14 protein-coding genes and 4 tRNA genes are annotated in these 13,349 nt (G+C 64.3%); 12 read left to right on the forward strand and 6 right to left on the reverse strand.

Annotated features, from left to right (window positions below; genetic code table 11):
* Positions 1 to 37: 37 nt before the first annotated feature.
* Positions 38 to 637, reverse strand: a complete 600-nt coding sequence (coaE, locus tag RM463_RS06910; RefSeq protein WP_311429605.1) for a dephospho-CoA kinase — start codon at positions 635 to 637, stop codon at positions 38 to 40.
* Between the two features lie 191 nt (positions 638 to 828).
* Between coaE and RM463_RS06915 the strand changes: the two genes are divergently transcribed.
* From RM463_RS06915 to RM463_RS06930, 4 genes are all read left to right on the forward strand, one after another.
* Positions 829 to 963 carry a hypothetical protein gene (locus RM463_RS06915; RefSeq protein ID WP_311429519.1) on the forward strand — a complete coding sequence of 45 codons (135 nt, stop codon included), beginning with the start codon at positions 829 to 831 and terminating at the stop codon, positions 961 to 963.
* A gap of 57 nt (positions 964 to 1,020) precedes the next feature.
* A complete protein-coding gene (locus RM463_RS06920; RefSeq protein ID WP_311429520.1) occupies positions 1,021 to 1,524 on the forward strand; it encodes a hypothetical protein in 504 nt (167 codons plus the stop codon).
* 64 nt (positions 1,525 to 1,588) lie between these two features.
* Entirely contained in the window at positions 1,589 to 2,062 is a 474-nt protein-coding gene (locus RM463_RS06925) for a TerB family tellurite resistance protein (protein ID WP_311429521.1), read from the forward strand.
* A gap of 319 nt (positions 2,063 to 2,381) precedes the next feature.
* A complete protein-coding gene (locus RM463_RS06930) occupies positions 2,382 to 3,626 on the forward strand; it encodes an FAD-dependent oxidoreductase (RefSeq protein WP_311429522.1) in 1,245 nt (414 codons plus the stop codon).
* 67 nt (positions 3,627 to 3,693) lie between these two features.
* Here RM463_RS06930 and RM463_RS06935 read toward each other — a convergent pair whose 3' ends face one another.
* Together RM463_RS06935 and RM463_RS06940 are read right to left on the reverse strand one after the other, a co-directional pair.
* Positions 3,694 to 4,113 carry a hypothetical protein gene (locus RM463_RS06935; protein WP_195687608.1) on the reverse strand — a complete coding sequence of 140 codons (420 nt, stop codon included), beginning with the start codon at positions 4,111 to 4,113 and terminating at the stop codon, positions 3,694 to 3,696.
* A 79-nt stretch (positions 4,114 to 4,192) separates the two neighbouring features.
* On the reverse strand, positions 4,193 to 5,089 hold the full coding sequence (locus RM463_RS06940) for a DMT family transporter (protein ID WP_311429523.1): 897 nt from the start codon (positions 5,087 to 5,089) through the stop codon (positions 4,193 to 4,195).
* Positions 5,090 to 5,425: 336 nt separating this feature from the next.
* Between RM463_RS06940 and pyrC the strand changes: the two genes are divergently transcribed.
* Complete coding sequence (pyrC, locus tag RM463_RS06945; protein ID WP_311429524.1) at positions 5,426 to 6,466, forward strand: dihydroorotase; 1,041 nt, start codon at positions 5,426 to 5,428, stop codon at positions 6,464 to 6,466.
* Positions 6,467 to 6,602: 136 nt separating this feature from the next.
* Here pyrC and mtnN read toward each other — a convergent pair whose 3' ends face one another.
* The 3 genes from mtnN to folD form a co-directional block, all read right to left on the reverse strand.
* Positions 6,603 to 7,337 carry a 5'-methylthioadenosine/S-adenosylhomocysteine nucleosidase gene (mtnN, locus tag RM463_RS06950; RefSeq protein WP_195687605.1) on the reverse strand — a complete coding sequence of 245 codons (735 nt, stop codon included), beginning with the start codon at positions 7,335 to 7,337 and terminating at the stop codon, positions 6,603 to 6,605.
* Positions 7,334 to 7,798: an S-ribosylhomocysteine lyase gene (locus RM463_RS06955; RefSeq protein ID WP_132040931.1), complete on the reverse strand. Its 465-nt coding sequence runs from the start codon at positions 7,796 to 7,798 to the stop codon at positions 7,334 to 7,336. The genes mtnN and RM463_RS06955 overlap by 4 nt, the downstream gene beginning before the upstream one ends.
* Before the next feature lie 118 nt (positions 7,799 to 7,916).
* Entirely contained in the window at positions 7,917 to 8,774 is an 858-nt protein-coding gene (gene folD, locus RM463_RS06960) for a bifunctional methylenetetrahydrofolate dehydrogenase/methenyltetrahydrofolate cyclohydrolase FolD (protein ID WP_195687603.1), read from the reverse strand.
* A 183-nt stretch (positions 8,775 to 8,957) separates the two neighbouring features.
* Here folD and RM463_RS06965 point away from each other — a divergent pair.
* From RM463_RS06965 to clpX, 7 genes are all read left to right on the forward strand, one after another.
* A tRNA-Pro gene (locus tag RM463_RS06965) sits at positions 8,958 to 9,034 on the forward strand.
* Positions 9,035 to 9,102: 68 nt separating this feature from the next.
* Positions 9,103 to 9,179 (forward strand) — tRNA-Arg (locus tag RM463_RS06970).
* 44 nt (positions 9,180 to 9,223) lie between these two features.
* Positions 9,224 to 9,298 (forward strand) — tRNA-His (locus RM463_RS06975).
* Between the two features lie 67 nt (positions 9,299 to 9,365).
* Positions 9,366 to 9,440: transfer RNA gene (locus RM463_RS06980), tRNA-His, on the forward strand.
* Positions 9,441 to 9,780: 340 nt separating this feature from the next.
* On the forward strand, positions 9,781 to 11,145 hold the full coding sequence (tig, locus tag RM463_RS06985) for a trigger factor (RefSeq protein WP_311429525.1): 1,365 nt from the start codon (positions 9,781 to 9,783) through the stop codon (positions 11,143 to 11,145).
* Between the two features lie 80 nt (positions 11,146 to 11,225).
* Positions 11,226 to 11,846 carry an ATP-dependent Clp endopeptidase proteolytic subunit ClpP gene (clpP, locus tag RM463_RS06990; protein WP_195687601.1) on the forward strand — a complete coding sequence of 207 codons (621 nt, stop codon included), beginning with the start codon at positions 11,226 to 11,228 and terminating at the stop codon, positions 11,844 to 11,846.
* A gap of 109 nt (positions 11,847 to 11,955) precedes the next feature.
* The gene (clpX, locus tag RM463_RS06995) at positions 11,956 to 13,236 is read left to right on the forward strand and encodes an ATP-dependent Clp protease ATP-binding subunit ClpX (protein ID WP_195687600.1); all 1,281 of its coding nucleotides are present in this window, start codon (positions 11,956 to 11,958) and stop codon (positions 13,234 to 13,236) included.
* Positions 13,237 to 13,349: the final 113 nt, after the last annotated feature.

Genomic DNA, 13,349 nt, shown 5'->3' on the forward strand with positions numbered 1-13,349 from the left:
GGGCAGTCCCCGTGCGGGGGTGGGACTGTCCCGACTGTCAGGACGCCAGTTCGCGGTAGTGCCGATCGAGCTCGTTGACTCGATGGCGCATCGCCTCTTCGCTGCCGCCATTATCCAGCACGTCGTCGGCGCGGGCCAGGCGTTCGTGGTGCGGCATCTGGGCGGCGACGATGGCGCGGGCCTGGGCGGCATCCACCTCGTCCCGGGCGGCGGTGCGCTCGATCTGCAGCGCCTCGGGCACATCGATCACCAGGGTGCGGTCGACCATCTCGCTCTGACCGGATTCGAACAGCAGTGGTGAGACCAGCAGGCCATAGGGGGCGCCGGAGGCGTGAAAGTGCGCCAGATACTCGATCAACCGTTCCCGGATGCGCGGATGGGTGACCGACTCCAGCCAGCGTCGCTCGTTCTCATCGGCGAAGACGATCTCTCGCAGGGCGCGGCGTTCGAGGGTGCCGTCGCCGTTGAGCACCCTGGCGCCAAAGCGCTCGGCGATCTCGGCCAGCGCCGGCTCGCCGGGCTCGACCACTTCCCGGGCGACATCGTCGGCGTCGACCCAGGGCGCGCCGAGCGCCGCGAAGGCGCGGGCCACGGTGGACTTGCCCGAGGCGATCCCCCCGGTCAGGCCGATGATCAGGGCCATGCTGAGACTCCTTGTCATGGTAGGCCGGGCAGTCACAACACTGCCCAAGTAGAATTGCCCAATCCGATGGCCTGGGAGTCTACCATTCTTGTCTTGCTCCGGGAGCTGGCGGTCCGCGACCTCCTGCATCATGGTAGAGGGGAGTCGCCATGGGTGATGCCGATGACGGTGTAACAGGAGGTATGATGGTCGAGCCGCTTGGCGCAGCACAGGTGTTTCAGGCGTGTCCCGAAAAGGGCTTTGGCTTCGAGGTCTCCAGCGAGCTCGCGCCGCTGGACCTGCTGGCGCGTATCCCGGTGCCCATCGTGGTGCTGCCGTGACCCTGAAGGGCCTCGCTATGGCACAATATCCGATCCGTGAATCGACAAGGATCGCCAATGGCGTATGTGCTGGTGATGGGCGGTCTCGCCCTCTCGGTTAGCTTTACTCTGGGCTGGGCACTGTGGCGCCTGGTCGGTGGGGCCCTGGGCTGGCTGGGGGGCTCTCCGTCGCGGGGTGCGAAGGTCAAGCCGAAGGCCCGCAAGCCCGCGGCCAGAAAGCCGGCGAGCAAGGCGTCCGCCAGCACGTCGTCTGCCACCAAGTCATCTAGCGGCAAGGCCGTAACGCCTCGCAAGGCGGCCGCCAAGCAATCTGCCACTCCCCCCCGCGAACCCTGGGGCCTGACCCGCGGGCTGGCGGCGAACCGCTCCCTGTTGCCCCTCGCCAGCCTGGCCCTGATGCTCTATGCCTTCGGCCGACTCGTCGTGTTCGGCCTGCAGCATCGTCCCGTGGAAGCGCCGGCCTCGTTTGCCCAGGTGGTGATGGTGATTGGCTGGGCGGCGGCGGTACTGCTTGGCCTGGCCCTGCTCTCCCTGCTGGCACGCTGGCGCTGTCGGGGGTAACCGGGGCTGCGAACCCGCGCAACGTTGGCGAGTCTTACCGAGGAAGCCACCGAAGGAGAAGCTTGTGCTAGCCAATATCCAGCGGTTCTTTCAGCAGATGCTCGCGGAGGAGGGCGACGGCGCCGGGCGTGAGGCGCCGAGCCTGGAGCTTGCCGCCGCGGCGCTGCTCTGCGAGGTGATACGCGCCGACTACGAGGTCACCCCGGATGAACTCGAGACGTTACGGGATCAGCTGCGTCGACATCTGAGCGTCAGCGACGAGGCGATCGACGAGCTGATGAACCTGGCCCAGCAGGAGGTCGAGGGTGCCGTCGATCACTATCAGTTCGTCTCGTTGATCAGACAGCATTACGACTACGCCCGGCGCTGTGAGCTGGTGCGCATGATGTGGGCGCTGGCGCTGGCCGACGGTGAGCAGCACCATCTGGAGGAGCATCGTATTCGCCAGCTGGCCGAGCTGCTGCATGTCAGCCACGCTGATTTCATCCGCACCAAGCTGCAGGTGCAGCAGCAGGGTGGGGCCAGCGCAGATGGCTGAAGACTCAGTTGGCTGGAGACCTGGATAGCTGAAGACCCTGCTGGCTGCAGACGCGGATGGCTGAAGACCCAGGTGGCTGAAGTTTAGTGGCCTGAGTCTTTTTCTATCTCTGGGGTATCCATCTGAATGCCGGCAGAAAAACGGTAAGAAATCTTGTTTTCGGGAAGGTATTTGGAAGCCTAGCCTGCCGGTGAAACGTTATGATTCCCTGAGTCTTTCGCCGTCGGGTTGCAGCTGGCCCGGTGGCATGGAAACGTCATTCGTTGAGTGGGCCTCTCCCTGTGGTGAGGCCTGCGTTCTTTCCAGTGAGGTGTTGGTGATGTCTCGTGAAATCGTGGTTCTGGGGGCCGGCATGGTCGGCGTTTCGGTGGCCTGGCATCTGGTGCGCCAGGGCCATTCGGTGACGCTGGTGGACCGCCGCGAGCCGGGCCGCGAGACCTCCTTCGGCAATGCCGGCATCATCCAGCGCGAGTCGGTGCGGCCCTACGCCTTTCCCCGCGATCTCGGCACGCTGATGCGCGTGCTGCCCAATCGCGAGGTGGATATTCGTTATCGTACGGCGGGCATGCTGAGCGCCGCCAGCCCGCTGCTTCAGTACTGGCTCAACTCCGGCAAGACCCGCTACGCCAAGATCGTGCCGGAGTATGCGTCGCTGATCATGCGCTGCCTGGAGACCCATGCCCCGATGATCGAGGCCTCTGGTGCCGACCATCTGGTGCGTCGCGACGGTTGGCTCGAGCTCTACCACACGCAGAAGGCCTTCGATGAGCGTATCGTCGAGGCTCGGGAGAACCGTGACCTCTACGGTGTCGAGTTCGAAGTGCTCGATGCCGCCGGCCTATATGCCAAGGAACCCCATCTCAAGAAGGGGCTGGTGGGTGCCATTCACTGGACCCAGCCGTGGACCGTCGCCGATCCCGGCGCGCTGGTGCAGGCCTATGCCGAGAACTTCCAGCAGCAGGGCGGCCGCTTCCTTAAGGCCGAGGTGCAGGGTGTCGAGAAGGGCGGCAAGGGCTGGAAGGTGACCACCGATCGCGAATCGCTGGAGGCGGAACAGCTGGTGGTGGCGCTCGGTCCGTGGAGCGACAAGTTGCTCAAGCGTCAGGGTATCTCGGTGCCGCTGTTCGCCAAGCGCGGCTACCATATGCACTACGCCAGCGCCGATGACAATGCGCATCTCAACCACTGGATCATGGATGCCGAGACCGGCTTCCTGCTCGAGCCGATGCGGGCGGGGATCCGCCTGACCACCGGGGCCGAGCTGGCCGACCTGGATGCCCCCCCCAAGTTCAAGCAGCTCAAGGCCGCGGAGCGGGCCGCAAGGAAGATCTACCCGCTGGGTGAGCGGCGCGACCCCGAGCCCTGGAAGGGCGCGCGCCCCTGCCTGCCGGACATGAAGCCGATCATCGGGCCGGCACCCAAGCAGGACGGGATGTGGCTGGCCTTCGGCCACGGCCATCAGGGCTTTACCCTGGGACCGGTGACCGGGCTGCTGTTGAGCCAGATGATGGCAGGCGAGACGCCCGAGGTGGATATGGCACCCTTCAGCGCCACACGCTTCTGAGTCTGGCGTCACCCTGGAGGGCATGGGGCAAGTCGAGCTGACTACCTCAGCAGCGCCGCAGGGCCTATCAGGCCTTGCGGCGCCGTTTTATCTGGTGGGTGGCCAGCTTGACCATCAGGGTGACGACAAACACCAGCCAGCCGGCGGTGGCCATCACATTGAACAGCAGCAGCTTCTGTACGCCGCTCAGGGGCGCGAAGATCAGCTCGAAGGTGATGCCGAACAAAAAGGCGAGAAACAGTGGCAGCGCCAGGATATGCATCCACATCTCGGTGCGACGCTTCCTGACGTGATAGCGGCGCAGGAGAACACGGGTGGGCCGGTGCACGAAGGTGACCAGTACGGTGGTGCCGAGCAACAGCAGGGCCGCCACGGTGGGCTGAAGATTGCCCAGGTGGGCCGACAGGCTGATCGACCAGTACACGACCAGCCACATCAAACCGGCCATGCTGGCAGCCAGATCGGCATAGTGGCGAACCTTGGGCATCTTTTCTCTCCCTGAAATCTGGCCGCATGATACGGGATATCCTGGCTGCCTGGCGAGTGGCTAGGTGCTTCCGGAGGCGCTAGGTGGCGAGGCGCAGCACCAGCTTGCGGACCCAGTACCAGCGATTGATCAGCAGGGCGGTGAAGATCAGCGAACAGCCGGCGAGCTGCAGCAGGGTCATGGTCTCGCCGTACCAGGCGGCGGCCAGCAGTGCGGTCCAGACCGCCTCGAGCATCAGGATGACCGCAGCGTGGCTCGGGGTGGTGAGGCCCTGGGCGTGAATCTGCAGGAAGAAGCGCAGGGTGCTCGAGAGCAGGATGCTGGCCGCCAGCCAGCCCAGGATATCGCCGCCTAACCGCGCCGGCCATGGCTCCACCAGCGCCGAGGCCAGGCTGAGCAGAACGCCGACGACGGTAAGCTGGATGGCGGTAAGCGGCAGGGCGGGCAGGTGGCGTACCACCCGCGTATTGGTGTTGATCAGCAGCGAGAAGAGCAGCGCCGAAGTGGCGATCAGCCACTGGCTGGGCTCCAGGCGCAGCCCGGCGTTCAGCGACAGCAGGCCGAAGCCGGCCAGCGCAATGGGCAGGGCGATCCAGGTGGTGCGCGGCGGTCGGTCGCCGAACAGCAGGCGGGCCACCACCGGCACCAGCAGGATGCCCAGGCTATTGATAAAGGCGCTCTCGCCCAGGTGGCGGGAGTGGAAGAGCCCCATGACCCAGAAGCCCAGCGCGGCGCTGAAGAGCAGGCCCACGCCGGCGCTGGTGGCGAGGTCGCGTCGGCTCAGCCGGCGCAGGGCGGGAAGGGCGAACAGCACCAGTATCAACCCGGCGAGCAGGAAGCGTGTGCCGATAAACAGCAGCGGCGGCATGCCCGCGAGAGCCTCCTTGGAGAAGATCCAGCCGGCGGCGGCGAGCAGGGTGACGGTCAGCAGCAGCAGGTCGGCGCGCAGCGGACTGCGCTCCAGGGAGTCGGTCATAGGGCGTCCGGTGAAGAGGCAAAACCAGCATGCTACCAGACTATATGCAGGGCTATCGCAGTTGAGGTTGTGGCCTGGGGCTGATCCGTCGACAGATCTGCGAAGGGGCGCTGTGAACCCCTCCATGGGCGCTACCGACGCCATCCCTGGCGTAGGACCCCTTCTACGATCTGTCCCCGGCGCCCCTTGCAGAGCCAGCTGCGATAGCCCTGAGACTATATGGTTCGCGGTTCTGCCCTGCCCGGCGGCATTCGGTATACTGGCGCGACATCGATTGACCCCGTCGCTACATTCGAACTCGCCACTACATTTGAACTCACTACTACAGGATCCCCCGTGACTACCCTGACCCTTACTCGCCCCGACGACTGGCATCTCCATCTACGCGACGACCGGGCGCTGGCCGCCGTGGTCGAGGCCTCTGCTCGCCAGATGGGCCGTGCCATCATCATGCCCAACCTGACGCCGCCGGTGACCACCACCGAACAGGCGCTGGCCTATCGCGAGCGGATCCTGGCGGCGTTGCCCGAGGGTAGCCGCTTCGAGCCGCTGATGACCCTCTATCTCACCGACAACACGCCCGCCGAGGAGATCGAGCGTGCCCATGCCAGCGGCCTGGTGCAGGCGGTCAAGCTCTATCCCGTCGGCGCCACCACCAACTCCGCCTCCGGGGTGACCGACCTGGCGCACTGCGATGCCGCCATCGCCGCCATGGCGAGGCTGGGGATCCCGCTGCTGATGCATGGTGAGGTGACCGACGCCGAGATCGATATCTTCGATCGCGAGGCGGTGTTTATCGAGAAGGTGCTCAAGCCCCTGCTGGAGCGCCACCCGAGCCTCAGGGTGGTGTTCGAGCATATCACCACGGCCGAGGCGGCCGAATTCGTGGCCGCGGCACCGGCCAATGTGGGCGCGACCATCACCGCCCATCATCTGCTGTTCAACCGCAACCATATGCTGGTGGGTGGCATTCGGCCCCACTACTATTGCCTGCCGATCCTCAAGCGCGAGCGCCATCGCGAGGCGCTGCTGGCGGCGGCCACCTCGGGCAGCCCCAAGTTCTTCCTGGGCACCGACAGCGCCCCCCATGCCCAGGGTGACAAGGAGAGCGCCTGTGGCTGTGCCGGGGCCTATACCGCGCCGGCGGCGATCGAGTACTACGCCGCCGCCTTCGCGCAGGCCGGCGCCCTGGATCGCCTGGAAGGCTTCGCCAGCCACCACGGCCCGGATTTCTACGGCCTGCCGCGCAACGCCGACACCATCACCCTGGTGCGCGAGCCCTGGCAGCTTCCCGAGTCGCTGCCCTATGCCGACGGGGCGCGCATCGTGCCGCTGATGGCCGGCGAGATGCTGGAGTGGAAGCTGGTCGACGAATAGTCGGTCTGGTGCCTTCGCTACCGCCCGATAACACGAGTGCCCGTGACTGCCGCTGTTGGCGGCAGTCTTCGGGGCTGTGTAGTGCTAACGCTCGACAGGTCGGGCGCCTGCAACACCGGCGATGGTGGTGTGTGCGTCAGGCGCTCTGTGCCACGGTCTCACGCTGCCGATCGCCCAGGCGGGCCACCATCGCCTCGATCATCTTCGAGGAGTGCAGGGCGGCCTTCTCCAGGAACTCCTCGAAGGAGAGATGGTTGTCGCCGCCGCCGGGGATATCCGAGAGGGCGCGGATCACCACGAAGGGGCAGCCGTAGAGGTGGCAGGTCTGGGCGATGGCCGCGGCCTCCATCTCGGCGGCGAGCATGGTGGGGAAGCGCCGACGGGTCTGGGCCACCAGGTCGGGGCAGGCCATGAACACATCGCCGGTGGCGATCAGCCCCTCGACCACCCGGACCTCGCCCAGCGCCTCGACACACTCCCGGGCCAGGTGAACCAGCCGTTCGTCGGGCAGGTAGGCCGCCGGCATGTCGGGGACCTGGCCATGCTCGTAGCCGAATACCACGGCATCCACGTCGTGGTGGCGGACCTCGTTCGAGACCACGATATCGCCGATCTCGAGCCCTTCACCGAAGCCACCGGCGGAGCCGGTATTGATGATCGCCTCGGGCTGGTACATGTCGAGCAGCAGGGTGGTGCCGACGGCGGCATTCACCTTGCCGATGCCCGACTGCAGGATCACCACCTCCACGCCGTGCAGCTTGCCGCTGTAGAAGGTGCTGCCGACGTGGGTGTGGGTCTCGCACCCCTCGAGCAGGGAGGCGAGTCGTTCCACCTCCTGACTCATGGCGCCGATGATGCCGATGCGCCTCATGCGAAGATTTCCGTCCACTCGTTGCGCTTGGCCAGGAAGCCGCGGGCGATCTGCTTGGCCCCCTCGAGGCTGTGGCTGGCCGCCCAGCCGCACTGCATCTCGTTGCAGGCCGGCACCTCGTCGGCCTCGAGCACATCCTTGAGAGTGTTCTCGAGCAGGGTCAGCACGCCCTCGTAGTCGTCGTGGTTGATCATCGCGATGTAGAAGCCGGTCTGGCAGCCCATGGGGCTGATGTCGACCACCTTGTCGGAGTGGTTGCGCGACAGCTCCGCCATCAGGTGCTCCAGGGAGTGCAGGCCGGGCATCTCCATATGGTCCTGGTTGGGCTGGCAGATGCGCATGTCATACTTGTGGATGGTATCGCCGCGCTCACCGGTCTTGATATCGGCCAGGCGCACGTAGGGAGCCTTCACCTTGGTGTGATCCAGGTTGAAGCTCTCGACATTCATCTTGTCGCTCATCTTTGTCTCCTCAATTCTGTTTGGGGGCCTGCTTCGGGGTGGCCTGCTTCGGGGTGGCCTGCTTCGGGGTCAGGCCCCAACCCCCGGGGTCTGACCCCAGGGGGACCCCAGGGAAAGGTTAACTGGCGTCGTGCATATCGGCGGCCTGCAGGGTGTTCTCCAGCAGGCTGGCCACGGTCATGGGGCCGACACCTCCGGGAACCGGGGTGATCCAGGCGGCACGCTCGGCGGCGGCCTCGAAGTCGACGTCGCCGATCAGGCGGCCGTCCTCCTGGCGGTTGATGCCCACGTCGATGACGATGGCGCCCTCCTTGACCCACTCTCCCTTGACCAGCCCCGGCTTGCCCACCGCCACGATCAGCACCTCTGCACGGCGCACATGCTCCTCCAGGTTGCGAGTGAAGCGGTGGCAGACGGTAGTGGTGCAGCCGGCGATCATCAACTCCAGGGCCATGGGGCGGCCGACGATATTGGAGGCGCCGACCACGGTGGCATCGAGGCCACGCACCGCCAGGCCGCTCTCCTCGAGCAGCGTCATCACGCCCTTGGGGGTGCAGGGCCTCAGCAGCGGCAGGCGCTGTGCCAGACGGCCCAGGTTATAGGGGTGGAAGCCGTCCACGTCCTTGTCGGGGCGTATGCGCTCGAGGATGGGGCGGGCGTCGAGCTGCTCGGGGAGGGGCAGCTGGACCAGGATGCCATCCACGCTGGGGTCGTCATTGAGCTGGTCGACCAGCGTCTCGAGCTGTTGCTGGGTGGTGTCCGCGGGCAGCTGATGTCGAAATGACTCGATGCCGGCCTCGACGCAGGCGTTGTGCTTGTGGCGCACATAGACCGCCGAGGCGGGGTCTTCGCCGACCAGGACGACGGCAAGCCCTGGCGTACGGCCCCCGGCTTCGCGGCGAGCCTGCACCTGGCGGGCTACCTGCTGGCGAACACGGGCGGCTATCGCTTTGCCATCGATCTGTTGCGCGGTCATCGAGGATCCTCTGGGTGGCCGGTAGTAAAGGTAAGGGCGTGATTTTCGCATGCCGAGCGGTCGAAACAAAGCGGGTGATATCAGCAAATTGTGTTCTGCCACTTGACGGGCGGGGAAAGTCACGTAGAATACGCAGCGCTCGACGAGGCCTGTGCGGCGGCGTCCAGCCCGCTTGATCGCCGTCGGAGTGTAGCGCAGTCTGGTAGCGCGCCTGCTTTGGGAGCAGGATGTCGGGGGTTCGAATCCCTCCACTCCGACCACAACTTCTTGAATGTCTTGCGGTTTTTTGACACTCAGGGTTGCGGCGAGGCGACCTGGAACGTAGAATGCGCCCATGGCTCAATCGGATAGAGCAACGGCCTTCTAAGCCGTAGGTTGCAGGTTCGAGTCCTGCTGGGCGCGCCATACGGTGCGGTGGCAGGCAGTCAGTGCGAGCAGTTGTCGAAGTGGTGGATGTAGCTCAGTGGTAGAGCCCCGGATTGTGGCTCCGGTGGTCGTGGGTTCGATCCCCATCATCCACCCCACCTCGACATGCCTGGCAAGATCAAGGCAGTGTTGCAAGTTCAAGATCGTTGTAAGTTCAAGGCTATGGTGGATGTAGCTCAGTGGTAGAGCCCCGGATTGTGGCTCCGGTGGTCGTGGGTTCGATCCCCATCATCCACCCCATGTCTTGTGTTGCCGCTCTTGTGTCGGCAATGGGTCTTGTGGCATCAGGTTAGTCCCTCTCTTTTATTTTTACCCTCATGCGTTTCATTCCGTCCGTCGCAGGGCAGGTTTCTCTTTTTTTCTCGCTATTTCGATAAATCACGTGCGGTATGTGTCACGCGGTCGCTCAGGCGTCGGCGTTTTTTGGCGTGGGTGCGCCGCTGGCCCTTGTAATCTCACGCAGTGCCCCCACTTCTTTCGCCTCAGTGCTTGCCAGTGCCGGACGGGATTCATAAAATCATCCTTTTGATTTTTCATTCACGCAATCAACACAATGCCCCCAGTCGGTAGAGGACATTTCATGCAAGTTTCCGTCGATACGACCTCCCAGATCGAACGCCGCATCACGGTCCAAGTGCCGGCCGCCGAAATCGATGAGGCCGTCAACACCCGTCTCAAGGATGCCGCCAAGAACGTTCGTATGGACGGTTTTCGTCGGGGCAGGGTGCCGATGACGGTGATCCGCCAGCGCTACGGCAGCGAAGTGCGCAACGAGGTGGTGGGCGAGGTGATGCGTGAGCGCTACGTTCGCGCCATTTCCGAGAACGAGCTCAACCCGGCTGGTCTCCCGCAGATCGAGGCCACCGTCAACGAGGCGGGTAAGGACCTGGAGTTCGTCGCGACGCTGGAGATCTACCCCGAGATCAAACTGGCCTCCATCGAGGGTGCCGAGGTCGAGCGCCCGGTGGTCGAGGTGAGCGAGGCCGATGTCGACGAGATGATCGACACCCTGCGCAAGCAGAACGCCGAGTGGGAAGAGGTCGAGCGTGCCGCCGAGGATGGTGACCAGGTGACCATCGACTTTCAGGGCTTCCTCGGTGACGAGCCCTTCGAGGGTGGCAGTGCCGAGGGTCATGACCTGGTGATCGGCTCCGGCAGCTTTATCCCCGGATTCGAGGAGCAGCTGATCGGTGCCACCGCTGGCGACGACAAGGAGCTCAAGGTCACCTTCCCGGAGGACTACCAGGCCGAGAACCTGGCCGGCCAGGAAGCGACCTTCAAGGTCAAGGTCCATGCGGTGAAGGGCCAGGCCCTGCCCGAGGTGGATGCCGAGTTCGTCAAGAAGTTCGGCGTCGACGACGGTGACCTCGACAAGTTCCGCGCCGAGGTCAAGAAGAACATGAGCCGTGAGGCCGAGCAGGCGGTGGACAATCGCGTCAAGCAGCAGGTGCTCTCCGCGCTGCAGAAGGCCAACGAGGTCACCGTGCCCCAGGCGCTGGTCCAGCAGGAGACCGATGGTCTCAAGCGCCAGGCCGCCCAGCAGTTCGGCCTGGGTGAGGACTTCGATGTCTCCCAGCTGCCCAACGAGCTGTTTGAGGAGCAGGCCAGGAGTCGCGTCGAGGTAGGCCTGCTGCTGGCCGAGGTGATCAAGGTCAACGAGCTCGAGGCCAGCGACGACGAGATCCGTGCCAAGGTGCAGGAGCTCGCCGAGCAGTACCAGGAGCCCGAGCAGGTGGTCGAGCACTACATGGGCAACGACCAGCTCAAGACCCAGGTCAAGTCCGCTATCCTTGAAGAGAAGGCCGTGGGCGTGCTGCTCGAGCAGGCCAGCGTCAAGGATGTCGAGATGTCCTACCAGGATGTGCTGGCAGCGGCCCAGCAGCAGGAAGAGGACGATGCGGAGGAAGGCAGCGATGAGGCCGGCGAGGAAGAGCGCCAGGCCTGATCGATGCCCCCGCGCCCCGGCCAGTGCCGGGGCGCCGTTTCTCTTCGCTTCCATTCATCGGATGCAAGGACAACACGCAGATGAGCAACGAGTTCGAGACCCAGAACGCCGGGGGCCTGGTGCCCATGGTGGTCGAGCAGAGCGCCCGCGGCGAACGCTCCTACGACATCTATTCCCGCCTGCTCAAGGAGCGTGTGATCTTCCTGGTGGGTCCGGTGGAAGACTACATGGCCAACCTGGTGGTGGCGCAGCTGCTGTTCCTGGAGTCCGAGAACCCGGACAAGGACATCCATCTGTACATCAACTCGCCGGGTGGCTCGGTGACCGCTGGCATGTCGATCTACGACACCATGCAGTTCATCAAGCCTGACGTCTCCACCGTGTGTATCGGCCAGGCGGCCAGCATGGGGGCGTTGTTGTTGGCCGGTGGTGCGCCGGAGAAGCGCTTTTGCCTGCCCAACTCGCGCATGATGATTCACCAGCCTCTGGGCGGGTACCAGGGGCAGGCCTCGGACATCGAGATTCATACGCGCGAGATTCTCGGCATCCGCGACAGGCTCAACCGTATCCTGGCGGAGCATACCGGCCAGGATATCGATACGATCGCCCGGGATACCGACCGTGACAACTTCATGGACGGCAACCAGGCCGTGGAGTATGGCCTGATCGACGCCATGCTGGATAAGCGGCCAACATCCTGATAGCGTGATTTGCATTACACGCTGATTGTTCCCGGCGGCGCAGGCCGCCGTAGCGAGCTCGGTGGTGCCGGCCTTGGCGGGTACCACCAATATGAAAAGAGGTAAGCGAATGGCTGACGGCAAAGGCAAGGACGACGGTGGCAAGCTGCTCTACTGCTCGTTCTGCGGCAAGAATCAGAACGAGGTGCGCAAGCTTATTGCCGGCCCGTCCGTCTATATCTGTGATGAGTGTGTCGACCTCTGCAATGACATCATTCGCGAGGAGGTGCTCGATGCCGATGCCGAGAGCGACGACGAGCGCCTGCCGACGCCGCGCGAGATTCGTCACACCCTCGATGACTATGTGATCGGCCAGGATCGCGCCAAGATGGTGCTGTCCGTTGCCGTCTACAACCACTACAAGCGCCTGAGTTCCGAGGTCAAGAAGGACGACGTCGAGCTTGGCAAGTCGAATATCCTGCTGATCGGCCCCACCGGCAGCGGCAAGACGCTGCTCGCCGAGACCATGGCGCGGCTGCTCAATGTGCCGTTCACCATCGCCGATGCCACCACGCTGACCGAGGCCGGCTACGTGGGCGAGGATGTCGAGAACATCATCCAGAAGCTGCTGCAGAAGTGCGACTACGATGTGGAGAAGGCCGAGCGTGGCATCGTCTACATCGATGAAATCGACAAGGTGTCGCGCAAGTCCGACAACCCCTCGATTACCCGCGATGTGTCGGGTGAGGGCGTTCAGCAGGCTCTGCTCAAGCTGATCGAGGGCACCACGGCCTCGATACCGCCCCAGGGCGGGCGCAAGCACCCTCAGCAGGAGTTCCTGCAGGTCGATACCGGCAACATCCTGTTTATCGTCGGTGGTGCCTTCGCCGGCCTGGAGAAGGTGATTCGCGACCGCGTCGAGAAGGGGGGCATCGGCTTCAATGCCGAGGTCAAGAGCAAGGACGACAGCAAGCCGGTGGGCGATGTACTGGCCACCGTGGAGCCCGAGGATCTGGTCAAGTTCGGCCTGATTCCCGAGTTTGTCGGTCGTCTTCCGGTGATCGCCACCTTGACCGATCTCACCGAAGAGGCGCTGATCGAGATTCTCACCGAGCCCAAGAACTCGTTGATCAAGCAGTATGCCAAGCTGTTCGAAATGGAGAACGTGGAGCTCGAGTTCCGCCAGGATGCCCTGCAGGCGGTGGCCGTCAAGGCCATGACCCGCAAGACCGGCGCCCGTGGCCTGCGCTCCATCCTCGAGTCGGTGCTGCTCGACACCATGTACGAGATCCCCTCGCTGGATGGTGTCAGCAAGGTGGTGATCGATGCCTCGGTGATCAATGGCGAAAGCGAGCCGCTGTTGATCTATTCCCAGCAGCAGGAAGCCGCCAGCGACGGTACCGACGGCTGAACGATCGGGGGTACCCCCCACGGGAGCACCTTACCTCCATCGCCGGCCCGGCCGGCTGGGGTCATGGTGGCTCCCGTTTTTTTGTCGTGTCGCCTCCTGCCTTGCAATCTTAT

The sequence above is a fragment of the Halomonas sp. LES1 genome (assembly GCF_031846005.1).
Taxonomy (GTDB): Bacteria; Pseudomonadota; Gammaproteobacteria; order Pseudomonadales; family Halomonadaceae; genus Halomonas.